A 24,470-nucleotide genomic window follows, 5' to 3' on the forward strand; every position below is an offset into this window, starting at 1 on the left:
GCCCGGCGCGCCCCTGTCGGGAATCCGACACGAACCGGACCCCGCGCCCCGCGCGTGTCCGGAATCCGACACGGCCGGCGCAGAATGGAATCCGTTGAATTCCAAGGAGATCGCCCCTGGCACGGGGCTTGAAGCAGGCCCTCGGCCCCGGCCGGACCGGTTTCCCCCTCACAGCGCTCCCGGAGATGCGAACATGCTCGGCATCGGTGACACGCTTCCCGCCTTCGAGGTCGTCGGGGTCAAGCCCGGCTTCAATCATCACCAGGAGAACGGGGTCTCGGCCTTCGAGGCCCTCACGCGGGACAGCTTCCCGGGCAAGTGGCCCGGGCAAGTGGAAGGTGATCTTCTTCTACCCGAAGGATTTCACCTTCGTGTGCCCGACCGAGATCGCCGAATTCGCCAAGCTGGCGCCGGACTTCGAGGACCGCGACGCGGTGGTGCTGGGCGGATCGAGCGACAACGAGCACGTCAAGCTGGCCTGGCGGCGCGACCACAAGGATCTCGACCGGCTGCCGATTTGGTCCTTCGCGGATCCGAAGGGCAGCCTGATCGACGGGCTCGGCGTGCGCTCGCCCGAGGGCGTGGCCTATCGCGTCACCGTCGTGGTCGACCCCGCCAACGTGATCCAGCACGTCTACGCGACCAACCTCAATGTCGGGCGCGCGCCCAAGGACACGTTGCGCGTGCTCGACGCGCTGCAGACCGACGAGCTCTGCCCCTGCAACCGCGAGGTCGGCGGCGGCGTCCTCAAGGCCGCCTGAGGGAGGCGGCGATGACCCTCGACGCCCTGCTCCAGAGCCTCCCGCCCTACGCCAAGGACGTGCGGCTCAACTTCTCCAGCCTCGGCCGCGAGGAGACGCTGACGGCCCAGCAGCGCGACGGGCTCCTCGTCGCCTGCGGGCTCGCGAGCCGCAACCCGGACCTGGCCCGCGCCCTGGAGGCGGAGGCGGCGCCGCGCCTCTCCCCGGCGGCGCTCGCGGCCGCCAAGGCCGCCGCCACCGTGATGGCGATGAACAACGTCTACTACCGCTTCACCCACCTCGCCTCGAACCCGGCCTACGCGACGCGGCCGGCGAAGCTGCGCATGAGCAGCATCGGCAATCCGGGCGTCGCGCGGGCGGATTTCGAGCTGTGGTCGCTGGCGGTCTCGGCGATCAACGGCTGCGGGCGCTGCATCGACGCGCACGAGCAGGTGCTGCGCGAGGCGGGGGTCGGCGAGGAGGCGATCCAGGCCGCCGTGCGCGTCGCCGCGGTCGTCGCCTCGCTGGCGGTCGCCCTGGAGAGCGTCCGCGCCGCCGCCTGAGCCGCGTGCGCCGACATGGCCGCCGACATGGCCGCCGGCATGGCCGCCGGCGCCGTGCCGGCGCGGCGCGGGCGGCTCCGCTCGGTTTGCGCCAGATCAAGGACGGGGCGCCGGCGCAATGCTCCCATCACGGCCCGGAGCCGCTCGCGTCAGGGGAGACGAGCCCTCCGCCCTCGCCGGGGGCATCGCCCCCGCGCCAAGCCGGGCCGGACGGCCGCGGATCAATCCACAATCCGACCACCACCGGCGCCGCCTCGGCGGGGCGCTGCCGGCGGGCGGGTCTGTCCCAGGAGCGCACCACGATGGAGCGGTACGACTCGGATTTCCTCCCCACCCGGATCGACGCGGCCTACGCGATGGTGGAGCGCGTCGTCCCGGCGCGGCTCGCGCAAAGCCAGCCGCAACCGCCGCGGCCCGCGCCGCAGGCGCCGAGAGCGCGGGCCGCCCCGCCGAGCCCGCCCCCATCCCCCGCGCCGAGCCCCGCCGCGAGCCCGTCCCCGGCGCCCCGCCCGGCCGCGCGGGGCACCTCGCCCGAGGTGGCGCTGATCGGCATCTACGAGATCTCCAAGGTGCTGACCGCGGCGCGGCGCCTCGAAGTCACCCTCGCCAACGTGGTCAACATCCTGTCCTCGATGCTGAGCATGCATCACGGCATGATCGTCATCCTCGACCGGGAGGGCGGGCCGGACATCGTCTCCAGCACCGGCTGGACGCCGCAGGTCGCCCACCACATCCGGGCGCGGGTGCCCCAGAAGGCGATCGACCAGATCGTCGCCACCGCGACCCCGCTGGTGGTGCAGGACGTCGCCGCCGACCCGCTCTTCGCGGGCCATCTCGACCTGTTCGAGGATGCCGGCAAGGCCACGGTCTCGTTCATCGGCGTGCCGATCAAGGCGGATTCGCGCGTCCTCGGCACGCTCTCGATCGACCGGATCTGGGACGGCAGCGCGCGCTTCCGCTTCGACGAGGACACGCGCTTCCTCACCATGGTGGCCAACCTCGTCGGCCAAGCGGTCCGGCTGCACAACACGGTGGCGCAGGACCGCGACCAGCTCATCGCCAAGACCCACCGGCTGGAGAAGGCGCTCGCCGAATCGAGCGCGACCTCCTCGTCGGTCGGCATCATCGGCGAGAGCCAGAAGGTGAAGCGCCTCGTCGCGATGACGGAGGTCGCGGCGCGCTCCAACACCACGGTCCTGCTGCGCGGCGAGAGCGGCACCGGCAAGGAACTCTTCGCGCGCGCCATCCACGACCTCTCGCCCCGCAAGGGCAAGCCCTTCGTGCGGGTGAACTGCGCGGCGCTCGCCGAGAGCGTGCTCGAATCCGAGCTGTTCGGCCACGAGAAGGGGGCCTTCACGGGCGCGGTCGGGACGCGCCAGGGCCGGTTCGAACTCGCCCATGGCGGGACGCTCTTCCTCGACGAGATCGGCGAGGTGAGCGCCACCTTCCAGGCCAAGCTGCTGCGCGTCCTGCAGGAGGGGGAGTTCGAGCGCGTGGGCGGCAACCGCACCCTGCGCGTCGACGTGCGGCTGGTCTTCGCGACCAACCGCAACCTGGAGGAGGCGGTCGCCAAGGGCGATTTCCGCGCCGACCTCTACTACCGCATCAACGTGGTGTCGCTGCTGCTGCCGCCCCTGCGCGAGCGCCAGGGCGACATCCCGGACCTCGCGAGGGCCTTCCTCTCCCGCTACAATGCCGAGAACAAGTCGAAGCTCGCCTTCGCGCAGACCGCGCTCGACGTGCTGCAGAAGTGCTACTTTCCCGGCAACGTGCGCGAACTTGAGAATTGCGTCCGGCGCACGGCCACGTTGGCGGCCGGCGAGGTGATCACCGCGCGGGACTTCGCCTGCGTGAGCGGGCAATGCCTCTCGGCGGTGCTCTGGAAGGGCAGCACGCAGAAGCCCGCGGGCGCGGCCCTGGTCGCCGCTCCGGCGGCCGCGATCCCGGTGCCGATGAGCCCGGACGCGTCGCCCCCGGCGGCCGAGGGCGAGCCGCCCGCCGCCTGCCCGGGCGCCGAGACCTGCCCGGTCGTGCGGCCGCGCCCGACCGAGCGGGAGCAGCTGCTGCAGGCGATGGAGCGCGCCGGCTGGGTGCAGGCCAAGGCCGCCCGCCTCCTCAAGATCACGCCCCGCCAGATCGGCTACGCCCTGCGCAAGCACGGCATCGACATCAAGCGGATCTGATCCGGGATCCGCTTGATCGAAGCGGATCCCGGATCACGAGCCTGCGCGGCGCCTGAGCGCGGCGCCTGAGCGAAGCCGACATCCGCATGGCCGAAATGGGAGATGGCGAAGCCATCAACCGGATGGCGGATGATACGGGATCCGCTTGATCGAAGCGGGTCCCGGATCACAAGCCCGCGCGGCGCCTGAGCGAAGCCGACATCCGCATTGCGAAGCAATCAACCGGATGGCGCATGAGGCCGGGGGCCCCCGCGGGCCCCCCGGATGCGCCTACTCGGCCGCCTCCGCGTAGGACTCCACCGGCGGGCAGCTGCACACGAGGTGGCGGTCGCCGTAGGCGTTGTCGACGCGGTTGACCGGCGGCCAGTACTTGTCCATGCCGAGGGAGCCGGCCGGGAAGCAGGCCGCCTCCCGGGAATAGGGCCGCTCCCAGGCGCCGATCAGGTCCTGCACGGTGTGGGGGGCCTGCTTCAGCGGGTTGTTCGCCCGGTCGGCCCGGCCCTCCTCGATCGCCCGGATCTCCTCCCGGATCGACAGCATCGCGTCGCAGAAGCGGTCGATCTCGGCCTTGGTCTCGGATTCGGTCGGCTCGATCATCAGCGTGCCGGCCACCGGCCAGCTCATCGTCGGCGGGTGGAAGCCGCAATCGATCAGGCGCTTGGCGACGTCCTCGACGGTGATCCCGGCGCTCTTCTGGAAGGGGCGGATGTCCACGATGCACTCGTGGGCCACGCGGCCGTTCGCGCCCGCGTACACGATGGCGTAGGCGCCTTCGAGCCGCTTGGCGATGTAGTTGGCGTTGAGGATCGCCACCCGCGTCGCCTGGGTGAGCCCGCGCCCGCCCATCATCAGGCAGTAGCTCCAGGAGATCGGCAGGATCGAGGCCGAGCCGAAGGGCGCCGCCGAGACCGCGCCCGCCTCGCCGCTGCGCGGATCGGACGGGAGGTAGGGGATCAGGTGCGCCTTGACGCCGATCGGGCCCATGCCGGGGCCGCCGCCGCCGTGCGGGATGCAGAACGTCTTGTGCAGGTTGAGGTGGCTCACATCCGCCCCGATGTCCCCCGGCCGGGCGAGCCCCACCAGGGCGTTGAGGTTGGCGCCGTCGAGGTAGACCTGGCCGCCATGGGCGTGGACGATGTCGCAGATCTCCCGCACCCGGGCCTCGAACACCCCGTGGGTCGACGGATAGGTGATCATGCAGGCGGCGAGCCGGTCGGCATGCTCGGCCGCCTTGCGGCGGAAATCGTCCACGTCGATGTTGCCCTGCGGGTCGGCCGCGACCACGACCACGCTCATCCCGCACATCTGCGCCGAGGCCGGGTTGGTGCCGTGGGCCGAGGAGGGGATCAGGCAGACCGTGCGGTGGCCCTCGCCGCGGGCGAGGTGGTAGCCGCGGATGGCGAGGAGCCCCGCATACTCGCCCTGCGCGCCCGAATTCGGCTGCATCGAGATCGCGTCGTAGCCGGTGACGGCGCAGAGCTTGGCCGAGAGATCCTCGATCAGCTCGGCATAGCCCCGGGCCTGGTCGGCGGGCGCGAAGGGGTGGATCTCGGCGAATTCCGGCCAGGAGATCGGCAGCATCTCGGCCGTGGCGTTGAGCTTCATCGTGCAGGAGCCGAGTGGGATCATGGTGCGGTCGAGCGCCAGATCGCGGTCGGCGAGGCGGCGCATGTAGCGCGTCATCTCGCTCTCGGCCCGGTTCATGTGGAAGATCGGGTGGGTGAGGTAGGGCGAGGTCCGCAGGAGCCCGGCGGGCAGGCGCGGGGCGGGCCAGGCCTCGTCGTAGACGAGGTCCGTGCCGCCGAAGGCGCGCCACACCGCCTGGATAATGTCCGGACGCGTGCGCTCGTCGACCGTGATGCCGATGCGGTCCTCGCCGATCCGGCGCAGGTTGACCCCGTTCTCGACGGCGCTGCGCAGGATCATGCCCTGGAAGGGGCCGACCGCCACCGTCACGGTGTCGAAGAACGTCTCCGGCTCGACCGTGAAGCCGAGGCGCGCGAGCCCGTCCGCGAGGCGCACCGCGTCGCGGTGGACGCGCTGGGCGATCGCCTTCAGCCCCTCGGGCCCGTGATAGACCGCGTACATCGAGGCGACGACGGCGAGCAGCACCTGGCTGGTGCAGATGTTCGAGGTCGCCTTCTCGCGGCGGATGTGCTGCTCGCGGGTCTGGAGGGCGAGGCGGTAGGCGCGCCGCCCGCGCGCATCGACCGAGACGCCGACGATGCGGCCCGGCAGCGCCCGCTTGTAGGCGTCGCGGGTCGCCATGTAGGCGGCGTGCGGGCCCCCGTAGCCCATCGGCACGCCGTAGCGCTGCATCGAGCCGACGGCGATGTCGGCGCCCATCTCGCCCGGCGCCCGCAGGAGCGTCAGCGCCAGGGGGTCGGCCGCCACCACCGCGATGGCCCCGGCCGCGTGCAGGGCGGCGATCGGGCCGGCGAAGTCGTGGACGGCGCCGTTCACGCCCGGATACTGGAACAGCGCGCCGAACACCGCGCGCGGATCGAGGTCGCGGAAGGGGTCGCCCACGACGATGCGCCAGCCGAGGGGCGCCGCCCGGGTGCGCAGCACCGCGATGGTCTGGGGCAGGCAATCCCGGTCGACGAAGAAGGCGTCGGCCTTGGCGGTGGCGACCCGCTGGGCCATGCCCATCGCCTCCGCGGCCGCGGTCGCCTCGTCGAGGAGCGAGGCGTTGGCGATGTCGAGGGCGGTGAGGTCGCAGACCATGGTCTGGAAGTTCAGCAGCGCCTCCAGGCGGCCCTGGCTGATCTCCGGCTGGTAGGGCGAGTAGGCCGTGTACCAGGCCGGGTTCTCGAAGATGTTGCGCTGGATCGCGGGCGGCATCGTGGTGCCGTGGTAGCCCTGGCCGATCAGCGAGACGAGCAGCCGGTTCTTGTCGGCGACCGCGCGCATCCGCTCCATGGCGCGGCGCTCGGTGAGCGGCCGGCCGAACTCGATCGGCTCGCTCTGGCGGATGTCGTCCGGCAGCGTCTCGTCGATCAGCGCCTCCAGGCTCGGCGCGCCGACGCGGGCCAGCATCTCGGCCATCTCGCCGAGCGTCGGGCCGATGTGGCGGCGGTTGGCGAAGTCGTAGGGGTCGTAGGCGGCCATGGTCGCGGCTCCTCGATTCCTATTTCGGGAGCGCGGCGTAGGCCGCCTCGTCCATCAGGGCGTCCAGGCTGGACGGGTCGGCGAGCCGCATCCGGTAGAGCCAGCCCGCGCCCTCCGGATCCTGGTTCACGGTCTCCGGGGCGGCGACGACCGCGTCGTTCGCCTCCGTCACCTCGCCGTCGAGGGGCGCGTAGACGTCGGAGGCGGCCTTGACCGACTCGACCACGGCCGCCGCCGCGCCCTTGCTCAGGGTGGTCCCGACCTTCGGCAGGTCGACGAAGACGAGGTCGCCGAGCTGCTCGGCCGCGTGCCGGGTGATCCCGACCGTGGCGACGTCGCCTTCGAGCCTCAGCCACTCGTGGTCTTCGGTGAAACGCAGCATCGGTGTCGCTCCGGTCAGTCCCGCTTGAAGGTCGCGGCGAGGAAGGGAAGGGGGGTCACGGCGAGGGGCAGGGCCTGGCCGCGGACCTCCGCCACGATCCGGGTGCCGTCCGCCGCGTGCGAGGCGGCGACGTAGCCCATGGCCACCGGCCCGCCGAGGCTCGGGCCGAAACTGCCCGAGGTGACGCGGCCGAGCGGCGCGCCGCCCGCCTCCGCCAGGAGGGGCGCGCCGGCGCGGACCGGGGCGCGGCCCTCGGGCCGCAGCCCGACGCGCCGCCGGGCCGGGCCGGCCTCGAACTCGTGCAGGATGCGCGCCGCGCCGGGAAAGCCGCCCTCCCGGGCGCCGCCGCGGCGGCGGACCTTGGGGATCGCGAAGGTCAGGCCCGCCTCGACCGGGCTGGTGTCCGGGCCGATATCGGCCCCGTGCAGGCACAGGCCCGCCTCGAGCCGCAGGGTGTCGCGGGCGCCGAGCCCGACCGGCTGCACGCCGGGCTGCGCCAGAAGCGCCTCCGCCAGGGGCGCGGCGACCGCGGCCGGCACCGAGATCTCGAACCCGTCCTCGCCGGTATAGCCGGAGCGGGCGACGAAGCCGGGCGCGCCCAGCAGGGTGACCGCCCGAACGTCGAGGAAGCGCATCGCCGCGACCTCGGGCGCGAGCGCCGCCAGGGCCGCCTCCGCGGCCGGCCCCTGCAGGGCGAGGAGCGCGTCGGGCCGCTCCTCGACGGTGATCGCGGCCGGGAGATGCGCCCGCAGGTGGGCGGCGTCGGCCTTCTTGTTCGCCGCGTTGACGACGACGACGACGTGATCCTCGAAGCGCGCCACCATGAGGTCGTCGAGGATGCCGCCCGCGGCGTCGGTGAGGAGCCCGTAGCGCTGGCGCCCGACCTTGAGCCCGACGAGGTCGGCCGGGATCAGGCCCTCGAGGGCGCGGGCGATCGCGGCCGGATCCTCGCCCCGCAGCAGGATCTGCCCCATGTGGGAGACGTCGAACAGGCCGGCGGCCGCGCGGGTGTGCAGGTGCTCCTTGAGCTGGCCCGGCGGATAATGCAGCGGCATGGAATAGCCCGCGAACGGGACCATGCGCGCGCCGAGGCGCTGGTGCAGGTCGTGCAGGGGCGTGGTTTCGAGGGCAACCGACTCGGCGGGCTGCGCTGACATCTCAGGATCCTCCGCGACATACGGGACCGACGGCGCTGACGCGTCGCGGCCACCCCCATCTGTCGCGGGTACCTGAGAGCTTCCCCCGCACGGGCGTGCGAGGTTTCTCCTTCGGTGGACGCCGGACGGCGCCTCTCTCCAGATTGTCCAACGATGCGGTGATTGTGCCTGAGAGTTTCCGGGGGTGGTTGCTCCGTCGGCGCCATGCCCGGCGCATCGCGCCGGGCTGGGCTCTCCCGCATCGCCCTGTTCGGACGGTTGGACCAAAGCACAAGAGCGCGTGCGGCGCAATCTCCGCGTCCCGTCGCCGGGCGCGGGCCGTCCCGCCCCGCGCGGGCCGGCATCGCGGGCCCGCGGCGCGGGTTCGGGCCTCCCGAAGCGTCCGCACCGAATCGGGCGGGCGACCCTCGGCGCGCGATCCTGGCCGCGTGATCTTGACGCAACAGGTCATGACCGAACACGCCATATTCCCTAGAGTTAAGTAGATTGATGCGGTTGCGTTCGCGCTGAATTCGGTCAGCTTGCGGACGGTCATCACGCGACGGCGAGGCGGCGAGACATGGGCGCGAGCTTGTGCGGGCACGGGCCGCATCTTGGGAGGGCGACGCCATGATTCTCGTCTGCGGCGAATCCCGCCGGGAGCGCGCGGAGGAGGCGGCCGCGCACGCGGGCCCGGCAGGCAGGGCGTTCGCGGGCGGGTCGCCGGTTCTCCTGGCGGCGGGGCTGCTGAGGCTCGGCGTGCCCGCCGCGATTCTGCGCGAGGGGGCCGGCGAGGCGGCCGCGCCGCGCGCGGAGGATGCGGAGAATGAAGCCGACGATCTTCCGGTGCTGCCGCGCTCGGAGGAGGCGCTGCCCGCGCAGGTGCGGGCGATCGCGTTCCGGGTCGGGCCCCTGACGGCGGGCCCGGCGGGGCGGGCGGACGCGGCCCTGGCCGAGCGCGAGGCCGGCGGCCGGGTCATCAGCGTCAGCCTGGGCCTGCCCGCCGTCGCGCGGGCGCCGGAGGCGGGCATTCCTCCGGCCGAGCGCCTCCTGCGGGCGGCCGACCACGTGACCGCCCGCGACCAGGATCTGCGCCGCGCCCTCGGTCTCGAGCCCGCCGAGGCCGCCTGGCTCCTCCTCGGACGCGGCGCCTCGCTCGTCACGGTGACGCTGGCCGGGCGGGGCGCGCTCGCCTTCGCGCCCGGCTGCGCGGTGAGCCTGCCGGCCCCGGCAAGCGCCGCGGCCGGGGCGGCCGAGATGTTCCAGGCCGCCCTCCTGGCCCGGCTGTTCCGGACCGGGCGCATGACGGGGGAGGGCCTCGCCGGACTCGACGCGGAGGCGCTCGGCGACCTGCTGGCCTATGCGGGGGCCGCCTCGGCCCTGGCCTGCGCCCCGCACGGCGCCGCCCTGCCGAGCGCGGCCGAGGTGGAGGCGCGCCTGCAGCCCGCCGCCCGCCGCGCCCGGCCCCGCCCGGCGCCGAGGGCGTGCCGGCCGGCCGGGCCGGAGGCCGCCGAGGGCGCCGCGCCGGCCTGAGCGCCGGCCCGCGGCACGCCGACGGGGCGCGGCGGGGCGCGCGCCCGGATCCGTGCTATGGCGGCGATCGACTTGACTCCGTCCCGCGCGCCATGACGTTACGGAAATCGGGTGCGCGGTGCGAATCTTGCGGCCGTCCGGGGCATCGGCGGCGCGACGGGCCGCGTCTCATCTCGACGCGCGGGAGGGGCCGCCCTGCCGCCGCAACGCGAGGATCGTGTCGTGACGACATCTGAGCCAACGTCCCCCCTCCACGCGCGCCTCGGCGAGGTGACGGAGCGGATCGCGCGGCGCAGCCGCGACCGGCGCGCGCGCTACCTGGAGCGCATCGCCGGGGAGGCGGCCCGCGCGCCCCGGCGCCGCGCCCTCGGCTGCGCCAACCAGGCCCACGGCTTCGCCGCCTGCGGCCCGGGCGACAAGGCGATGCTGCGCGACGGCCAGGGCGCCAGCCTCGGCATCGTCACCGCCTACAACGACATGCTCTCGGCCCACCGCCCCTACGAGCGCTACCCGGACCTGCTGCGCGAGGCGGCCCGCGAGGCCGGCGGCGTCGCCCTGGTGGCGGGCGGCGTGCCGGCCATGTGCGACGGCATCACCCAGGGGGAGGCCGGCATGGAACTCTCCCTGTTCTCGCGCGACGTCATCGCCCTCTCGACCGCCGTCGCCCTCTCGCACCAGACCTTCGACGCCGCCGTGTTCCTCGGCATCTGCGACAAGATCGTGCCGGGCCTCGTCATCGGCGCCCTCGCCTTCGGGCACCTGCCGGCGGTGTTCATCCCCTCCGGCCCGATGACGAGCGGCCTGCCCAACCCCGAGAAGGCGAAGATCCGCCAGCTCTACGCCGAGGGGAAGGTGGGGCGCGACGCCCTGCTCGCCGCCGAATCCGACTCCTATCACGGGCCGGGCACCTGCACCTTCTACGGGACGGCCAACACCAACCAGATGCTGATGGAGATGATGGGCCTGCACCTGCCCGGGGCCTCCTTCGTCACGCCGGACACGCCCTTGCGCGACGCGCTGACCCGGGCCGCCGCGCAGCGCGCCCTCGCCATCACGGCGCTCGGCAACGAGTACCTGCCGGTCGGGCAGCTCCTGGACGAGCGGGCCTTCGCGAACGGGATCGTGGGGCTGCACGCGACCGGCGGCTCGACCAACCACACGCTCCACCTGCTGCCGATGGCGGCGGCGGCCGGCATCACCCTGACCTGGGAGGACCTCTCCGACCTCGCCGAGGTGACGCCGCTCCTCGCCCGCGTCTACCCGAACGGCACGGCGGACGTGAACCACTTCCACGCGGCGGGCGGCATGCCCTTCGTGATCCGCGAACTCCTCGGCGAAGGGCTGCTGCACGCGGACGCGCAGACCGTGCTCGGGGCGGGGCTGCACGCCTACACGCGCGAGCCGGTGCTGACCGAGGCGGGCGGCCTCGCCTGGCGGGAGGGCCCGGCGGAGAGCGGCGAGACCGGCGTGCTGCGGGGCGCGGCGGCGCCGTTCCAGCCGACCGGCGGCCTCGCCGTGCTGGCGGGCAATCTCGGCCGCGCGGTGATCAAGACCTCGGCGGTGGCGCCCGAGCGGCAGGTGATCGAGGCGCCCGCGCGGGTGTTCCACTCGCAGGAGGCGCTGCAGGCGGCCTTCCGGGCGGGCGAGCTTCGGGGCGACGTGGTGGCGGTGGTGCGCTTCCAGGGCCCGAAGGCGAACGGCATGCCGGAACTGCACAAGCTGATGCCGCCGCTCGGCGTGCTGCAGGACCGCGGCCACCGGGTCGCGCTGGTCACGGACGGCCGCCTCTCGGGCGCCTCCGGCAAGGTGCCCTCGGCCATCCACGTCACCCCCGAGGCGGCGGAGGGCGGGCCGATCGCCCGGATCCGCGACGGGGACGTGGTGCGCGTCGACGCCCCGGCCGGGCGGCTGGAGGTGCTGGTGCCGCCGGCCGAGTGGGCGGCGCGCGCGCCCGCGACCGCGGACCTCGCCGCCTCCCATGTCGGCGTCGGCCGCGAGCTGTTCGGGGCCTTCCGGGCGGCGGTCGGCGCGGCGGATGCGGGCGCCTCCATCTTCGGCGAGGCGCTCGGCTGAGCGGCCGATTCCCGCGCGCCGACCGGCGCGCCCGCGAAGGCGGCGGCCGACCCGCCGGCGGCCTCCGGCCGCGGCGCGCGGCGGGTCAGGCGCCCGCCGCCTCGACGCTGCGGTAGAGCCCGATCAGCGCCCGGCCCGCATGCTCGATGTGGGACCGCAGCAGGGCGGCGGCGGCCACGACCTCGCCTGCCTCGCAGAGGTCGAGCAGGGTCGTGTGCTCGCGGTCCGCCCGCGCCACGTCGCCGGTAAGGGAGAGTTGCAGCCGGGTCGGCCTGTCGCAATCCTGAAGCAGGCCGGAGACGATGCCGAGGGAGCGCGGCCGCCCCGCGTGGCGCAAGAGGCCGAGGTGGAAGCGCCGGTTCAGCTCGCCCCAGAGGTCGATCCGCTCGGCGCAGAGCGCCGCCTTGTACTCGCCGAGCAGGGCCCGCAAGTCCCGGTAATCCTCCGCCGTCAGGCCGCGCGCCGACAGGATCAGCAGCTGCGGCTCCAGCAGGGCGCGCAGCTGGAACACGTCCTCGATCTCCTCGACCGAGAGGCCCGAGACGACCGCTCCCCGGTGCGGCACGATCCTGACGAGGCCGCTCGCTTCGAGCTGCAGCAGCGCCTCCCGGACCGGGATGCGGCTGATGCCGAACTCCTCCGCCAGCGCGTCCTGGCGCAGCTGCGTCCCGGGGCGCAACGCGCCGCCGAGGATGCGCTGGCGCAGAGCGTCGGCCACGGCCGCCGAGACCGTGCGGTGGCGCAGCTGCTCCCCCCTGGCCGGGGGCCGGGGGCCTGCGGGCGGCGGGGTGGTCCCCGAACTCACGTGACGCGCTCCATGGCGGATAAATTATACATCTCGCCGGCCTCGCGCCAGGGCCGGCGCGGCGCGCGGCCTCGGTGACGCGGCCTTGGTGACGCGGCCTTGGTGACGCGGCCTTGGGGACTTGCGCCGCGGCGCGGCTGTTGACCACGGTGCAGATTTTATACAATCTACGAATCGACCTCGACAAGGAGCCTGGCCGTGGTCGTCCTCGCCCTGGAGACAGTGGGTCTGACGAAGTCCTTCGGCGGGTTCACGGCCGTGCGCGGCCTCGACCTGCGGGTGCGGCGCGGCAGCATCCACGCCCTGATCGGCCCGAACGGCGCCGGCAAGACGACGGTGTTCAACCTCCTGAGCAAGTTCGTCGCGCCGACGAGCGGGCGCATCCTCTACAAGGGCCGGGACATCACACGGGAAGGCCCGGCGGCCACGGCGCGCCGGGGGCTCGTGCGCTCCTTCCAGATCTCCGCCACCTTCCCGCACCTGAGCGTGCGGGAGAACGTCCGGGTGGCCCTGCAGCGGCGGCTCGGCACGCAGTACTGCTTCTGGCGCTCCTGCGCCTCCCTGGCGGCGCTCGACGGGAAGGTGCTCGACCTGCTCGGCGAGGTCGGCCTCGCCGACGCGGCCGAGATGCCCGCCGCCGACCTGCCCTACGGGCGCAAGCGCACCCTGGAACTCGCCACCACCCTCGCGCTCGACCCGCCCGTCCTGCTCCTCGACGAGCCGACCCAGGGCATGGCCGTCGAGGACGTCGCCCGGGTCAAGGACCTGATCCGCGGGGCGGCGCAGGGCCGGACGGTCGTGATGGTCGAGCACAACATGTCGGTCGTGGCCGACCTCTGCGACACGATCACGGTGCTGCAGCGCGGGGAGATCCTGGCCGAGGGCAGCTACGCGCAGGTCTCGCGCGACGGCGCGGTGCGGGCCGCCTACCTGGGAGGCGGGCATGGCTGAGCGCCCGGTCGTCCTGGAGGCCCGCGACCTGGAAGCCTGGTACGGCGAGAGCCAAGCCCTGTTCGGCATGTCGCTCACGGTGCGCGAGGGCGAGTGCGTCACGCTGATCGGCCGCAACGGCGCGGGGCGCACCACCGCCCTGAGGGCGATCCTCGGCCTCACCGACCGGCGGGCCGGCTCGGTGCGGGTGCGGGGCGAGGAGGTGATCCACCGTCCGCCCCACCGCATCGCCCGCCTGGGGATCGGCTACTGCCCGGAGGAGCGCGGCGTCTACCGGACGCTGACCACCCGCGAGAACCTCACCCTCCTGCCCCGGCTCGGGACGCGGGGTCTCGCGCTGCCCGAGGTGCTGGGCCTCTTTCCCAACCTCGCCGAGCGGCAGGACAGCTATGGCGGGCAGCTCTCGGGGGGCGAGCAGCAGATGCTGGCCCTCGGCCGCATCCTCGTCACCGGCGCCCGGATCCTGCTCCTCGACGAGATCACCGAGGGTCTCGCGCCGGTGATCGTCGAGGCGCTGGGGCGGGCGGTGGCGCTGCTCAAGAGCCGCGGCTTCACCATCGTGCTCGTCGAGCAGAACTTCCACTTCGCCCGCTCCCTCGCCGACCGCCACTACGTGGTGGAGCACGGCCGCGTCGCCGCGGAGATCCCGGCCGAGGCGGTCGCCGCGCGGGAGGAGGAGGTCGCGCAGCTCCTCGGCGTCTGAGGCCGGCGCGGAGGGATATCGGGACGGGACCGGCGGCAGGCCGGGGTCACAGGAGGCGGGAATGCGGTCGCGGTTCATCGGATACGCGCTGGGGCTCTCGCTCGCGGCCTTCGCGGCCGCGGGCGGGCGGGCCGCCGAGGCGGTCAGCGACGGCGTCGTGAAGGTCGGCATCCTCACCGACATGTCGGGGATCTACGCGGACTTCACCGGCCGCGGCTCCGCGGTGGCGGCCCAGATCGCCATCGACGAGGTCGGCGGCAAGGTGCTCGGCGCCCCGGTCGAACTGGTCGCGGCCGACCACCAGAACAAGCCCGACATCGCCGCGAACCTCGCCCGCGAGTGGTTCGACCAGGGCAAGGTCGACATGATCGCCGATTTCCCGACCTCCTCCACGGCGCTCGCCGTGATGGAGATCGCCCGCCAGAAGAACCGGGTGACGATGCTCTCGGCGGGCGTCGCCATGGCGGCGATCACCGACAAGTGCTCGCCGCTCAGCGCGCAGTGGATGGTCAACACCGCCGCGCTCGCCGCCGGCACCGCCAAGGCGCTGCTCCGGGCCGGCCGCACATCCTGGTACTTCGTGACAGCGGACTACACGTTCGGCCACTCGCTGGAGCGCGACGCCGCCGCGGTGGTGGAGGCCGGGGGCGGCAAGGTGCTGGGCACCTCGCGCCATCCCTTCCCGGGAGGCGATTTCCCCTCCTACATGCTGAAGGCCCAGGCCACCGGCGCCCAGGTGATCGCCCTCGCCAATGCCGGGGCCGACACCATCAACGCCATCAAGCAGGCCGCCGAGTACGGCATCGGCCGCGGCGACAAGCAGGTCATCGCGCCGCTCCTCACCTACATCACGGACGTGAGGAGCCTCGGCCTCGCCAAGGCCGAGGGCATGTACCTCACCGAGGCCTTCTACTGGGACTTCGACGCGCGCTCGCGCGCCTTCGCGGAGACCTACTTCGCGCGCACGAAGCGGATGCCGAGCGCCTCGCAGGCGGCGGTCTACTCGGCGGTGCTGAGCTACCTGCGGGCGATCGAGGCCGCCGGCACCGACGAGGCCGGCGCCGTGATGGCGAAGCTGCGGACCATGACGATCGACGACGCGGTGATCCGCAACGGCCGCCTGCGCGCGGACGGCGCCCTGGTGCACGATCTGCTGCTGCTCCAGGTCAAGAAGCCCTCCGAGTCGAAGCGCGACTGGGATTTCTACACCGTCAAGGCGGTGCTCAAGGGCGAGGACGTCTATCCGAAGCCGAGCGACGCCTGCCCCCTCAACGCCCGGGGCTGACCCCGCGCGCCGGCGCGCCGCGCCGGCACCCCGCCCGCCACGCCGGAGCCTCCCGATGCCGGACATCACGCTGCAGAGCGCCCTCGCTCAGGTCACGATCGGGCTCATCGCCGGCTGCTTCTACGCGATGCTGAGCATGGGACTCGCGATCATCTTCGGCCTGCTCAACATCATCAACTTCACGCACGGCGCGCAGTTCATGATGGCGGCCTTCCTGGCCTGGATCGGCCTGACGCAGGTCGGTCCCTGGCTGGGCATGCCCGAATTCCAGATCGGCTTCTGGCCGGCCCTCCTCGTGGCGCCCCTCTGCGTCGCGGCGCTCGGCATGGCGGTCGAGCGCCTGCTGCTGCGGCGCCTCTCCCATCTCGACCACCTCTACGGCCTGCTCCTGACCTTCGGGGTCGCCCTGGTGACCGAGGGGCTGTTCCGCCACGCCTACGGGGTCTCGGGCCAGGGCTACGAGCCGCCCGAATCGCTCCAGGGGCCGGTCGATATCGGCTTCATGCTGCTCCCGAAGTACCGGGTCTTCGTGGTCGGCGCCTCGCTGCTGATCTGCCTCTCCACCTGGTACGCCTTCGAGCGCACGCGGCTCGGCGCCTACCTGCGGGCCGGGACCGAGAATCCGCGCCTGCTCCAGGCCTTCGGCATCAACGTGCCGCTGATGATCACGCTGGCCTACGGCTTCGGGGTCGCCCTGGCGGGGCTCGCGGGCGTGCTCGCCGCCCCGATCATGCAGGTGACGCCGCTGATGGGCGGCAGCATCCTCAACATCGTGTTCGCGGTCGTGGTGATCGGCGGCCTCGGCTCGATCCTGGGCGCGATGGTCACGGGCCTGGGGCTCGGCCTCGTCGAGGGCGTCACCAAGGTCGTCTACCCGGAGGCCTCCACGGTGGTGATCTTCGTGATCATGGCCCTGGTGCTGCTGCTGCGCCCGGCCGGCCTGTTCGGCCGCGAAGCCTGAGGGGGACGCGCGATGCCGACGACCCTGCGCCTGTTCGCCGCCCTCGTCGCCGCGGCGCTCGCGGTGCCGTTCGTGCCGCACCTGATCTACCCGGTCTTCGTCATGAAGGTGATGTGCTACGGGCTGTTCGCCTGCGCCTTCAACCTGCTGCTCGGCTTCACCGGGCTGGTCTCCTTCGCGCACGCCGCCTTCCTGGGCACCGCCGGCTACGTCACCGGGGCCCTGATGATCCGCCTCGGCAGCCATCCGCTCGGCATGCCGGCGGCCTTCCTCGCCGGGGTGCTCGCCGCGGCCCTCGCCGGCCTGGTGATCGGCGGCCTCGCGATCCGGCGGCGGGGCATCTCCTTCGCGATGATCACCCTCGCCCTGTCGCAGGTCGTGTCCTTCCTGGCGGTGCAGCTGCGCTGGACCGGGGGCGAGGACGGCCTGCAGGGCATCCCGCGCGGCAGCCTGTTCGGGCTGGTGGCGCTCTCCTCCGACACGGCGATGTACTACCTGACGCTGGCTCTGTTCGCGGCGGGCTTCCTGTTCGTGTACCGGGTCGTCCACTCGCCCTTCGGGCGGATCCTGCAGGCGGTGCGGGACAACGAGGCGCGCGCGACCTCCCTCGGCTACGAGACCGACCGCTTCAAGCTCATCGCCTTCGTGCTCTCGGCGGCCGTGGCGGGCGCCGCGGGCGCCCTCAAGGCCCTGGTGTTCCAGCTCGTCTCCCTCAACGACGTCTCGCTCCACACCTCGACCGAGGTGGTGCTGATGACGCTGCTCGGCGGCGTCGGCACCCTGTTCGGGCCGCTCGTCGGGGCGGCGCTGGTCGTCGGCCTGCAGAACTACCTCGCGACCCTGGGCGACCTCGTCACGGTGGTGATCGGCCTGATCTTCATCCTCTGCGTCTCGTTCTTCCGGCGCGGCGTCGTCGGCGAGATGCTGCACCGGGCCGCGCCGCGGCGAAGGCCGGGCGCGCAGGCCCGGTCCCGCCCCGCGCAGGCGGCCTCGCCCGCCGAGGCCGCCTGAGGCGGCGCCCCCTCGCCGGGGTGCCGCTCCCTCCCGCCCTTGTCACAGGAGACGCTCACGATGTGGACCGGTGTCCTCCCCGCGGTCACGACCAAGTTCACGCCCGACGGGGACCTCGATCACGCCGAGATGGAGCGCTGCTTCGCGCTCCAGCTGGAGGCGGGCTGCGACGGGCTGATCGTCTGCGGCTCCCTCGGCGAGGGCCCGATGCTGTCGCAGGACGAGCGGCTCGCGGTGCTCAGGACCGCCCAGGGCGTGGCGGGCGGCCGGCCCGTCCTCCTCACCGTCTCGGAGGCGGGCACGCGCGAGGCCTGCGCGCTGGCGTCGCGCGCCGCCCGGGCCGGCGCCTCCGGCCTGATGGTGGTGCCGAGCCCGATCTACCACACCGACGAGGCCGAGACGGTCGCGACGCTGCGGGCGGTGGCGGCGGCCGGCGACCTGCCGGTGTTGATCTACTCGAACCGGGTCGCCTACCGGGTCGACGTCACGCCGCGGATCATGGCGGAACTCGCCGCGGATCCGCGCTTCGTGGCGATCAAGGAATCCTCCGACGACATCCGGCGCACCACCGAGATCATCAACCATCTGGGCGACCGCTACGCGATCCTCACCGGCGTCGACAACCTCGCCCTGGAGGCGCTCACGGTCGGGGCGGTCGGCTGGGTGGCGGGCCTGGTCTGCGCCTTCCCGCGCGAGACGGTGGCGCTCTACCGGCTGCTGCGGGCGGGGCGCCTCGCCGAGGCGCTCGCGCTCTACCGCTGGTTCCGGCCGCTCCTCGACCTCGACGTCTCGACCTATCTGGTCCAGAACATCAAGCTCGCGGAGGCGATCGCGCTCGGCTCGACGGAGCACGTGCGGGCGCCGCGCCTCCCGCTGGCGGGATCCCGCCGGGCGCAGGTCGAGGCGACCGTGCGCCGCGCCCTGGAGCATCGCCCGGCCGTCTGATCCCGACGGTGCCGTGGCGGCACCGTCGGGTCCGTTCTCGACTTGTGGTGAAGCCACTCTTCGTCGGGCCATCGGCTCGCATCGACGATGCGCGAGGATCGCCGGCCCGATGCGTCGGCATCCCGGGCCGTCGGCATGACCCGGCAGGCTCCCGCGGGGGCCGGTGTCCCGGCCCTCACCCGCCTCCCTGGATCGAGCGGAGAACCGCCGCGAGTTGATCGGCCTGGGCGCGGGTCAGCCCGGTGCTGACCACGCCGCCGTCGCAGAAGACCGTGTAGGTGCCGTCCCCGCACAGCCTGACCTTGATCGAGGTCATGACGCGTGACTCGACATTGCCAAGGGGCCGTCCGCCCATCGCGGCGGCCGCCGGGCGACCATGTGGGGATGCCGGCAAGCCCGCGGAAGTGGGCCTTCCGCCTCAGGCCGGCCAGGAGACCGGGACCTCCTCCACCCGCCGGATCCCGGCCGAGCCGCGCACGGTCAGGGGCGCGTCGAGGCGCAGTCCGGGCAGGCGGGTCGTGAGCGCCCGCATTCCCTCCTCCAGCTCCATGCGGGCGAGCGCCTCGCCGAGGCAGCGATGCGCGCCGCCCCCGAAGACGAGGTGCCAGCGCGGATGGTCGCTGCGGCGGATGTCGAAGACCTCCGGCCGCGCGCAGAGGGCCGGATCGCGCAGGGCCGAGAGCGTCGAGAAGGAGACGAGGGCGCCGGCGGGCAGCACGCCCCCGTCGAGCGGGATCGCCTCCAGGGTGAAGCGGGGGTAGGAGCCGACCGCGGGCTCGTAGCGCAGAGCCTCGGCCACCGCCCCGGGGATCAGCGCCTCGTCGCGGCAGACCGCCTGCCACTGCGCCGGATGGGACAGCAGCAGGCCGATCTGGATCGCCAGCGCCGCCCGCGTCGTGTCGCTGCCGGCCAGGATCAGGGAGACGATCTGCATGCGCGTCTCGGCCGCCGCCTCGGCGTCGCCCGCGTCGATGAGCGGCACGAAGGCCGAGATCAGGTCGTCCCGCGGCGCGCGGCGGCGCTCCGCCACGAGGCGGTCGACGTAGTCCGTGAGCCGGCAGGCCGCCGCCTCGGCCTCGGGCCGGTCCTCCGGCCGGTAGGCCGAGCTCAGGGTCCGGGCCATGGCGTAGACGAGGCGCGTGAAATCCGGGACGTCGCGCTCCGGAAGGCCGAGGATCGCGGCGATCGCCCGGGCCGGGAGCGGGGACGCGTAATCGGCCACGAGGTTCATGCGCCCGCGCGCCGCCCGCGCGGCCACGAGATCCTCGGCGAGGGCCCGCACGCGCGGGCGCAGGGCCGCCACGGCCTGGAAGGCGAAGCTGCGGGCCATCGGGGCGCGCCGCCGCCGATGCACCTCGCCGTTCGACAACAGGGCGGTGAGGCGGAAGAACTCGTAGAGCGGGCCCTCGGTGATGCCGCGCAGCATCGCGAATTCGGTCTCGACCTGCCGGGTGCGCGGATCGGTGACGAGGGCCTGGATGTCGGCGGCCCGCAGCAGCATCACCACCCCGTCGTCGGTCCGGATGAACGGAACGGCGGCGCGCAGGCGCGCGAGCATGCCGTGCGGGTCGGCCTCGAGCGCGGCGCGGGCCACCGGGGCGGTGTCGGCCGGAGCGGGATCCGGGGCAGCCATCGCGGCTCTCCTTCGGGCGACGGGGCGCTGAGAGCCTCATCCTAGACCGCGGGAGACGCGACCGTGAGCGACGACGTCCGGCCGCCGCGGCGCGGCGGATGCGAGGCCCGAACCGGGCCGGGCGGAGCGGCACCGCGGGGCGCGGCACCGGGCGGGGCGCGGCACTGGGCGGAGCGCGGCACCGGGCGGAGCGCGGCACCGGGCGGGGCGCGGCACCGGGCGGGGCGCGGCACCGCGCGAAGCGCGGCGGGAGGGCCCGTCCGCGGACGGTTGCGAACGCTCCCGGCGGCTGGCACTCCGCGGCGGGAGGGACCCGCCCTCCTCGCCGCAAAGAGCTGACCGACGTGCCGTCGCCGATCGCCCTCGAACCCCTCCTCCCCTGGCTGGACCTGGCCGGCTTGGCGGTGTTCGCCGCCTCGGGATCGCTCGCCGCCGTGCGCAAGCGCCTCGACATCGTGGCGGCCTGCTTCTTCGCCCTCGTCACGGCGACGGGCGGCGGGACCTTGCGCGACCTCCTGATCGGCGCGCCGGTCTTCTGGATGCGGGATCCGGCTCCCGTGATCCTCTGCGTCCTCGTCGCCGTGGCGGCCTGGGCGATGCCGCTGCGCTGGTGGCCGGAACGGGCCCTCGACTGGCTCGACGCCGCCGGCCTCGCCGCCTACGCGGTCTACGGCGCCGGCAAGGCTCTCCAGTTCGGCGTCTCCTCCATCTCGGCGGCCGCGGCCGGGATCATCACGGCCTGCGTGGGCGGCGTCATCCGCGACATCACGGCGGGCGTTCCGTCCGTCCTGCTCCGCCATGAGCTCTACGTCACCGCGGCGCTGGTGGCGGCCGCGACCTTCGTGGTCCTCGACGAGGCCGGCCTGAGCGCGCCCTGGCCCGCGCTGACGGGCGCGCTCGTGGGTTTCCTGCTGCGGGGCGCCGCCATCCGGTGGGGGCTGACCCTGCGCCCGCATCGCGGGCCGAGCCCTCCGCCGCTGCGCTGAACCGGACCGCGCCGGCCTCTGCCGGCGCAATCCCGCCCGGCCCAAGCCCCCGGCCCAAGCCCCCGGCCCAAGCCCCCGGCCCAAGCCCGGCTCAGCGCGCCCATCCCGCCCTGATGGCTCCGGCCACCTCGTCCACGAACAGGCGGGACTTGGTCGGCACCAAGCGGCCGGGCGGCAGGATCGCGTAGACGCCCCCGCGCTCCGTCCCCTCCCAGCCCGGCAGCACCTCGACCAGCGTCCCGGCCCGCAGCGCCGGCCCTGCCAGCCAGTGGGACGTGAAGGTGATCCCGGCGCCCCCGATCGCGGCGGCGAGCAGGGCCTCCGAATGGTCCGCGACCAGGGAGCAGGCCGGGCGGACCGTCTCGCGCCGGCCGTCCTTGATCAGCGGCCAGTCGGGCCAGGCGGCGTAGCCGGTGAAGCCCAGGCAGGCATGCCGCAGCAGGTCCGCGGGGGTCCGCGGCGCGCCGCGGGCGGCGAGGTAGCCCGGCGCGGCCACGAGCAGGTTCCGATAGGACGCGATCCTGCGGGTGGTGAGGGAGCTGTCGCGCTGCGGCCCGGCCGCGACCCGGATCGCCACGTCGAACCCCTCGGCGACCACGTCGACGAACCGGTCGGTCAGGCGGAGATCGATGCGGATGCGCGGGTGCCGGGCGAGGAACCCGGGCAGCAGCGGCGCCACCCATTGCCGCCCGAACGAGACCGGGAGCGACACCCGCAGGAGGCCCTGGGGCGCGGCCGCGGAATCGCTGGCCTCGCGGCTGGCGCTCGCCAGCTCCTCCAGCAGCCCCTGCACCCGACGGCAATAGACCGCGCCCACCTCCGTCAGCGCGACGCGCCGCGTGGTGCGCGAGAGCAGCCGCACGCCGAGGCGCTCCTCCAGCTGGCTCACCCGCCGCGAGAGCACGGACGCGTCCCGGCCGAGCAGCTTGGCCGCCGCCGCGAAGCTGCCCGCCTCGGCCACGGTCACGAAGGCCGCCAGTTCGTCGAGGCCGCCCAGCTCCCGCAATTGCTGCACCGCCTGCATGAGTGAAATGCGGCCTTCCCGGATTAATCGCCCGCCCTGCATGGCTTACCTCACGGCCATTCCACCGTCGAGGAGACCAGCCATGAGGACGTTTCTCAGCATCGGTGCAGGCCCCGGGATGGGCCTGGAGACGGCCGAGCGGTTCGCCCGCGAGGGCTTCCGGGTGATCCTGAGCGCCCGCAACGCGGACAGGACGCGCGGCCTGGCCGCGCAGCTCGAGGCCAAGGGCTACGCGGCCGAGGCGCGCGCCGCGGATGCGGGCGACCCGGCCAGCGTGGCCGCCCTGGTCGAGAGCGTCGAGCGGGAGTTCGGCGGCATCGACGTGCTGCACTACAACGCCGCGTCCATGCGCCGGGCCGCGCTCGCGGAGCAGCCGCGCGACACCTTCACCGGCGACCTCGCGGTGAATATCGGCGGCGCGATGGCGGCGGCCCAGGCGGTCGCGCCGGGAATGGCCGCGCGGGGCGGCGGCACGATCCTGCTCACCGGCGGCGGCTTCGGCCTGCAGCCTCACCCGGACTACCTGTCCCTGAGCATCGGCAAGGCGGGAATCCGCGCCCTGGCGCACGGCCTGTTCGAGCGCTTCCGGGAGCAGGGGATCCACGTCGCGACCGTCACGGTCGCCGGCTTCGTGAACCCGGGCTCCGAGGATGCGAAGGCGGTCGGCGAGCGGTTCTGGCAGCTCCACGCCCAGCCGGCGGGGTCGTGGACGGTCGAGGCGACCTACACGCCCGCGGGCTGAGCCTCGTGCGCGAGCGGGAATCGGCACGGATCCCGCGGTGCATCGGCTCGCCGCACCGGAGGGGGCGGGATCGGGACAGGAGCAGGAGCATGCAGCAGTTGAAGGACCAGCGCTTCCTCGTTCTCGGCGGAAGTTCCGGGATCGGGCTGGCCACGGCGCGCGCCGCCGCCGGGGCGGGAGCGGCCGTGACGGTGGCCTCGCGCTCCCGGCACAAGCTCGATGCGGCCCTCGCGGCGATCGGCGGCACGGCGCGCGCCGTCGTGCTCGACACGACCGACAACGGCGCCGTCGAGCGGTTCTTCGCCGATGAGAGTCCCTGGGACCACGTCGCGATCTCCGCCGCCGAGACGGCCCGGGGCCCCGTCCGGGGCCTCGGGCTGGACGCGGCCCGGGCCGCGATGGAGAGCAAGTTCTGGGGCGCCTACCAGGTCGCCCGGGCCGCGCGGATCGGGCCGGGCGGCTCGCTGACCTTCGTGTCGGGCTACATGAGCGAGCGGCCCCTGGCCACCGCGGTCCTGCAGGGGGCGATCAACGCCGCCCTCGAAGGGCTGGCACGGGGCCTCGCCCTCGAACTCGCCCCGGTGCGGGTCAACACGGTGTCGCCCGGCCTGATCGAGACGCCGCTCTGGTCGCGCATGGCGGAGGCGGACCGCGCCGCCATGTTCGCGAATGCGGCGGAGCGGCTGCCGGCGCGCCGCGTCGGCCGTCCCGAGGACGTCGCCAACGCGGTCCTGTTCCTCGCCGCCACGCCCTTCGCGACGGGCTCGACCCTCCGCCTCGACGGGGGCGCCGCCATCGCGTGAGCGGCGCCCGCCCGGGCCATTGTGGGCGCGCGGCGCCGCGTGTAACTCCCGCCCGGCATAGCACGGCCCCGGAGCGTGAATGACCGTCTCGAACGACGATGAGCTCCGTCAGCTCGAAGCGATCGGCAGGATCGTCGCCAACACGCTCAAGGCCATGGGCGCGGCGATCGAGCCGGGCATCACGACCGGCGAGCTCGACAGGATAGGCCGGAGGCTCATGGAGGACGCGGGCGCCCGGCCGGGACCCGAGCTCTGCTACGACTTTCCCGGCGCGACCTGCATCAGCGTCAACGAGGAGGTCGCCCACGGCATCCCGGGCGAGCGGCGGATCGCGCCGGGCGACCTCGTCAACATCGACGTCTCGGCGGAGAAGAACGGCATCTTCGCCGATACGGGCGCCTCCTTCGCGGTGCCCCCCGTCTCGACCTCCATCGAGCGGCTGTGCCGGGACGGGCGAAGAGCCATGTGGACCGGCATCCGGCAGGTCGGCGTCAACAAGCCGCTCGCCGGAATCGGCCAGGCGATCGGGGAATTCGCGCGGCGCCACCGCTACACCCTGGTCCGGAACCTCGCCAGCCACGGCGTGGGCCACTCGCTTCATGAGGAGCCCACGGAGATCGCCACGTGGCCCGACCGCTCCGAGCGGCGGACGATCACCGAGGGGCTGGTCTTCACGGTCGAGCCCTTCCTGTCGCTGGGTGCCAAGCTCGCCGAGCGGGGCGACGACGCCTGGACCCTGGTGAGCGAACCCAAGGCAGCGACCGTGCAGTACGAACACACGATCGTGGCCACGCGCCGCGGCGCCCTGGTCGTGACGCTGCCCGGGTGAGCGGGCCTCAGAGCATTTTCCGACGACGCGGATGCCGGTTCGTCGCGGACGATGCCGCACAATCGAGGACC

Annotated in this window: 21 protein-coding genes, 1 pseudogene and 1 riboswitch; of the genes and pseudogenes, 15 read left to right on the plus strand and 7 right to left on the minus strand. The window is 73.7% G+C overall.

Translation table 11 applies throughout. The features are described from left to right. The first annotated feature begins 193 nt into the window (after window positions 1-193). The 3 genes and pseudogenes from MET2598_RS36015 to nifA all read left to right on the plus strand — a co-directional run bounded on the left by MET2598_RS36015 (window position 194) and on the right by nifA (window position 3,486). Window positions 194-761 (plus strand): annotated as a pseudogene (locus tag MET2598_RS36015) (peroxiredoxin). Between the two features lie 11 nt (window positions 762-772). Then, a complete protein-coding gene (locus MET2598_RS0105945) occupies window positions 773-1,303 on the plus strand; it encodes a carboxymuconolactone decarboxylase family protein (RefSeq protein WP_012333312.1) in 531 nt (176 codons plus the stop codon). Between the two features lie 302 nt (window positions 1,304-1,605). Then, window positions 1,606-3,486, plus strand: a complete 1,881-nt coding sequence (gene nifA, locus MET2598_RS0105950; protein WP_018260203.1) for a nif-specific transcriptional activator NifA — start codon at window positions 1,606-1,608, stop codon at window positions 3,484-3,486. 270 nt (window positions 3,487-3,756) lie between these two features. Here nifA and gcvP read toward each other — a convergent pair whose 3' ends face one another. Genes gcvP through gcvT form a run of 3 tightly spaced genes read right to left on the minus strand, consistent with a single transcriptional unit; the run spans window position 3,757 to window position 8,136 of the window. After that, window positions 3,757-6,597 (minus strand): aminomethyl-transferring glycine dehydrogenase, encoded by a 2,841-nt coding sequence (gene gcvP / locus MET2598_RS0105955; RefSeq protein ID WP_018260204.1) that lies wholly within the window; start codon window positions 6,595-6,597, stop codon window positions 3,757-3,759. 19 nt (window positions 6,598-6,616) lie between these two features. Further along, window positions 6,617-6,979: a glycine cleavage system protein GcvH gene (gcvH, locus tag MET2598_RS0105960; RefSeq protein WP_012333309.1), complete on the minus strand. Its 363-nt coding sequence runs from the start codon at window positions 6,977-6,979 to the stop codon at window positions 6,617-6,619. A 14-nt stretch (window positions 6,980-6,993) separates the two neighbouring features. Then, the gene (gene gcvT / locus MET2598_RS0105965; RefSeq protein ID WP_012333308.1) at window positions 6,994-8,136 is read right to left on the minus strand and encodes a glycine cleavage system aminomethyltransferase GcvT; all 1,143 of its coding nucleotides are present in this window, start codon (window positions 8,134-8,136) and stop codon (window positions 6,994-6,996) included. Window positions 8,137-8,185: 49 nt separating this feature from the next. Beyond that, window positions 8,186-8,288: riboswitch (glycine riboswitch) on the minus strand. 457 nt (window positions 8,289-8,745) lie between these two features. Here gcvT and MET2598_RS0105970 point away from each other — a divergent pair. Further along, on the plus strand, window positions 8,746-9,648 hold the full coding sequence (locus MET2598_RS0105970) for a hypothetical protein (protein ID WP_018260205.1): 903 nt from the start codon (window positions 8,746-8,748) through the stop codon (window positions 9,646-9,648). A gap of 222 nt (window positions 9,649-9,870) precedes the next feature. Beyond that, entirely contained in the window at window positions 9,871-11,721 is a 1,851-nt protein-coding gene (gene edd / locus MET2598_RS0105975) for a phosphogluconate dehydratase (protein WP_026190543.1), read from the plus strand. Window positions 11,722-11,806: 85 nt separating this feature from the next. Here the strand turns inward: edd and MET2598_RS0105980 are convergent, their stop codons facing one another. Beyond that, window positions 11,807-12,526: a GntR family transcriptional regulator gene (locus tag MET2598_RS0105980; protein WP_026190544.1), complete on the minus strand. Its 720-nt coding sequence runs from the start codon at window positions 12,524-12,526 to the stop codon at window positions 11,807-11,809. Between the two features lie 198 nt (window positions 12,527-12,724). Here MET2598_RS0105980 and MET2598_RS0105985 point away from each other — a divergent pair, with 198 nt between their 5' ends. The 6 genes from MET2598_RS0105985 (at window position 12,725) to MET2598_RS0106010 (ending at window position 18,382) form a co-directional block, all read left to right on the plus strand. Continuing rightward, a complete protein-coding gene (locus MET2598_RS0105985; protein ID WP_018260208.1) occupies window positions 12,725-13,477 on the plus strand; it encodes an ABC transporter ATP-binding protein in 753 nt (250 codons plus the stop codon). After that, on the plus strand, window positions 13,470-14,180 hold the full coding sequence (locus tag MET2598_RS0105990) for an ABC transporter ATP-binding protein (RefSeq protein WP_018260209.1): 711 nt from the start codon (window positions 13,470-13,472) through the stop codon (window positions 14,178-14,180). The genes MET2598_RS0105985 and MET2598_RS0105990 overlap by 8 nt, the downstream gene beginning before the upstream one ends. Before the next feature lie 61 nt (window positions 14,181-14,241). Continuing rightward, on the plus strand, window positions 14,242-15,465 hold the full coding sequence (locus tag MET2598_RS0105995; RefSeq protein ID WP_018260210.1) for an ABC transporter substrate-binding protein: 1,224 nt from the start codon (window positions 14,242-14,244) through the stop codon (window positions 15,463-15,465). A 55-nt stretch (window positions 15,466-15,520) separates the two neighbouring features. Next, window positions 15,521-16,426 carry a branched-chain amino acid ABC transporter permease gene (locus tag MET2598_RS0106000; RefSeq protein ID WP_018260211.1) on the plus strand — a complete coding sequence of 302 codons (906 nt, stop codon included), beginning with the start codon at window positions 15,521-15,523 and terminating at the stop codon, window positions 16,424-16,426. Window positions 16,427-16,438: 12 nt separating this feature from the next. After that, window positions 16,439-17,437: a branched-chain amino acid ABC transporter permease gene (locus tag MET2598_RS0106005; protein WP_018260212.1), complete on the plus strand. Its 999-nt coding sequence runs from the start codon at window positions 16,439-16,441 to the stop codon at window positions 17,435-17,437. Window positions 17,438-17,497: 60 nt separating this feature from the next. Then, complete coding sequence (locus tag MET2598_RS0106010) at window positions 17,498-18,382, plus strand: dihydrodipicolinate synthase family protein (RefSeq protein ID WP_018260213.1); 885 nt, start codon at window positions 17,498-17,500, stop codon at window positions 18,380-18,382. A gap of 175 nt (window positions 18,383-18,557) precedes the next feature. Here the strand turns inward: MET2598_RS0106010 and MET2598_RS42030 are convergent, their stop codons facing one another. Together MET2598_RS42030 and MET2598_RS0106020 are read right to left on the minus strand one after the other, a co-directional pair. Then, window positions 18,558-18,698, minus strand: a complete 141-nt coding sequence (locus MET2598_RS42030; protein ID WP_018260214.1) for a hypothetical protein — start codon at window positions 18,696-18,698, stop codon at window positions 18,558-18,560. Window positions 18,699-18,800: 102 nt separating this feature from the next. Next, window positions 18,801-20,015: a cytochrome P450 gene (locus MET2598_RS0106020; protein WP_018260215.1), complete on the minus strand. Its 1,215-nt coding sequence runs from the start codon at window positions 20,013-20,015 to the stop codon at window positions 18,801-18,803. Between the two features lie 344 nt (window positions 20,016-20,359). On the opposite strand from MET2598_RS0106020, the gene MET2598_RS0106025 reads away from it, so the two are divergent. Then, window positions 20,360-21,001, plus strand: a complete 642-nt coding sequence (locus tag MET2598_RS0106025; RefSeq protein WP_012333296.1) for a trimeric intracellular cation channel family protein — start codon at window positions 20,360-20,362, stop codon at window positions 20,999-21,001. A 91-nt stretch (window positions 21,002-21,092) separates the two neighbouring features. On the opposite strand, the gene MET2598_RS0106030 is transcribed toward MET2598_RS0106025, so the two are convergent. Beyond that, window positions 21,093-22,025 (minus strand): LysR family transcriptional regulator, encoded by a 933-nt coding sequence (locus MET2598_RS0106030; RefSeq protein ID WP_018260216.1) that lies wholly within the window; start codon window positions 22,023-22,025, stop codon window positions 21,093-21,095. 82 nt (window positions 22,026-22,107) lie between these two features. Here MET2598_RS0106030 and MET2598_RS0106035 point away from each other — a divergent pair, with 82 nt between their 5' ends. The 3 genes from MET2598_RS0106035 to map all read left to right on the plus strand — a co-directional run bounded on the left by MET2598_RS0106035 (window position 22,108) and on the right by map (window position 24,399). Continuing rightward, window positions 22,108-22,767 (plus strand): SDR family NAD(P)-dependent oxidoreductase, encoded by a 660-nt coding sequence (locus MET2598_RS0106035; RefSeq protein WP_026190545.1) that lies wholly within the window; start codon window positions 22,108-22,110, stop codon window positions 22,765-22,767. A gap of 89 nt (window positions 22,768-22,856) precedes the next feature. Next, entirely contained in the window at window positions 22,857-23,570 is a 714-nt protein-coding gene (locus tag MET2598_RS0106040) for an SDR family oxidoreductase (RefSeq protein ID WP_018260218.1), read from the plus strand. A 79-nt stretch (window positions 23,571-23,649) separates the two neighbouring features. After that, a complete protein-coding gene (gene map / locus MET2598_RS0106045; RefSeq protein WP_018260219.1) occupies window positions 23,650-24,399 on the plus strand; it encodes a type I methionyl aminopeptidase in 750 nt (249 codons plus the stop codon). Window positions 24,400-24,470: the final 71 nt, after the last annotated feature.

Origin of the sequence: Methylobacterium sp. WSM2598 (genome assembly GCF_000379105.1) — a bacterium.
Classification (GTDB): domain Bacteria; phylum Pseudomonadota; class Alphaproteobacteria; order Rhizobiales; family Beijerinckiaceae; genus Methylobacterium.

Excerpts from the sequence above, each read along its gene's own strand:
- MET2598_RS0106040 (WP_018260218.1), top strand. The coding sequence starts at position 22,857 with ATGCAGCAGTTGAAGGACCAGCGCTTCCTCGTTCTCGGCGGAAGTTCC.
- MET2598_RS0105970 (WP_018260205.1), top strand. The coding sequence starts at position 8,746 with ATGATTCTCGTCTGCGGCGAATCCCGCCGGGAGCGCGCGGAGGAGGCG.
- gcvT (WP_012333308.1), bottom strand. The coding sequence starts at position 8,136 with ATGTCAGCGCAGCCCGCCGAGTCGGTTGCCCTCGAAACCACGCCCCTG.
- map (WP_018260219.1), top strand. The coding sequence starts at position 23,650 with ATGACCGTCTCGAACGACGATGAGCTCCGTCAGCTCGAAGCGATCGGC.
- gcvH (WP_012333309.1), bottom strand. The coding sequence starts at position 6,979 with ATGCTGCGTTTCACCGAAGACCACGAGTGGCTGAGGCTCGAAGGCGAC.
- MET2598_RS0106000 (WP_018260211.1), top strand. The coding sequence starts at position 15,521 with ATGCCGGACATCACGCTGCAGAGCGCCCTCGCTCAGGTCACGATCGGG.
- MET2598_RS0106020 (WP_018260215.1), bottom strand. The coding sequence starts at position 20,015 with ATGGCTGCCCCGGATCCCGCTCCGGCCGACACCGCCCCGGTGGCCCGC.
- nifA (WP_018260203.1), top strand. The coding sequence starts at position 1,606 with ATGGAGCGGTACGACTCGGATTTCCTCCCCACCCGGATCGACGCGGCC.
- MET2598_RS0105945 (WP_012333312.1), top strand. The coding sequence starts at position 773 with ATGACCCTCGACGCCCTGCTCCAGAGCCTCCCGCCCTACGCCAAGGAC.
- MET2598_RS0106030 (WP_018260216.1), bottom strand. The coding sequence starts at position 22,025 with ATGCAGGCGGTGCAGCAATTGCGGGAGCTGGGCGGCCTCGACGAACTG.
- MET2598_RS42030 (WP_018260214.1), bottom strand. The coding sequence starts at position 18,698 with ATGACCTCGATCAAGGTCAGGCTGTGCGGGGACGGCACCTACACGGTC.
- MET2598_RS0106010 (WP_018260213.1), top strand. The coding sequence starts at position 17,498 with ATGTGGACCGGTGTCCTCCCCGCGGTCACGACCAAGTTCACGCCCGAC.
- MET2598_RS0106005 (WP_018260212.1), top strand. The coding sequence starts at position 16,439 with ATGCCGACGACCCTGCGCCTGTTCGCCGCCCTCGTCGCCGCGGCGCTC.
- gcvP (WP_018260204.1), bottom strand. The coding sequence starts at position 6,597 with ATGGCCGCCTACGACCCCTACGACTTCGCCAACCGCCGCCACATCGGC.
- MET2598_RS0105995 (WP_018260210.1), top strand. The coding sequence starts at position 14,242 with ATGCGGTCGCGGTTCATCGGATACGCGCTGGGGCTCTCGCTCGCGGCC.
- MET2598_RS0106035 (WP_026190545.1), top strand. The coding sequence starts at position 22,108 with ATGAGGACGTTTCTCAGCATCGGTGCAGGCCCCGGGATGGGCCTGGAG.
- MET2598_RS0105990 (WP_018260209.1), top strand. The coding sequence starts at position 13,470 with ATGGCTGAGCGCCCGGTCGTCCTGGAGGCCCGCGACCTGGAAGCCTGG.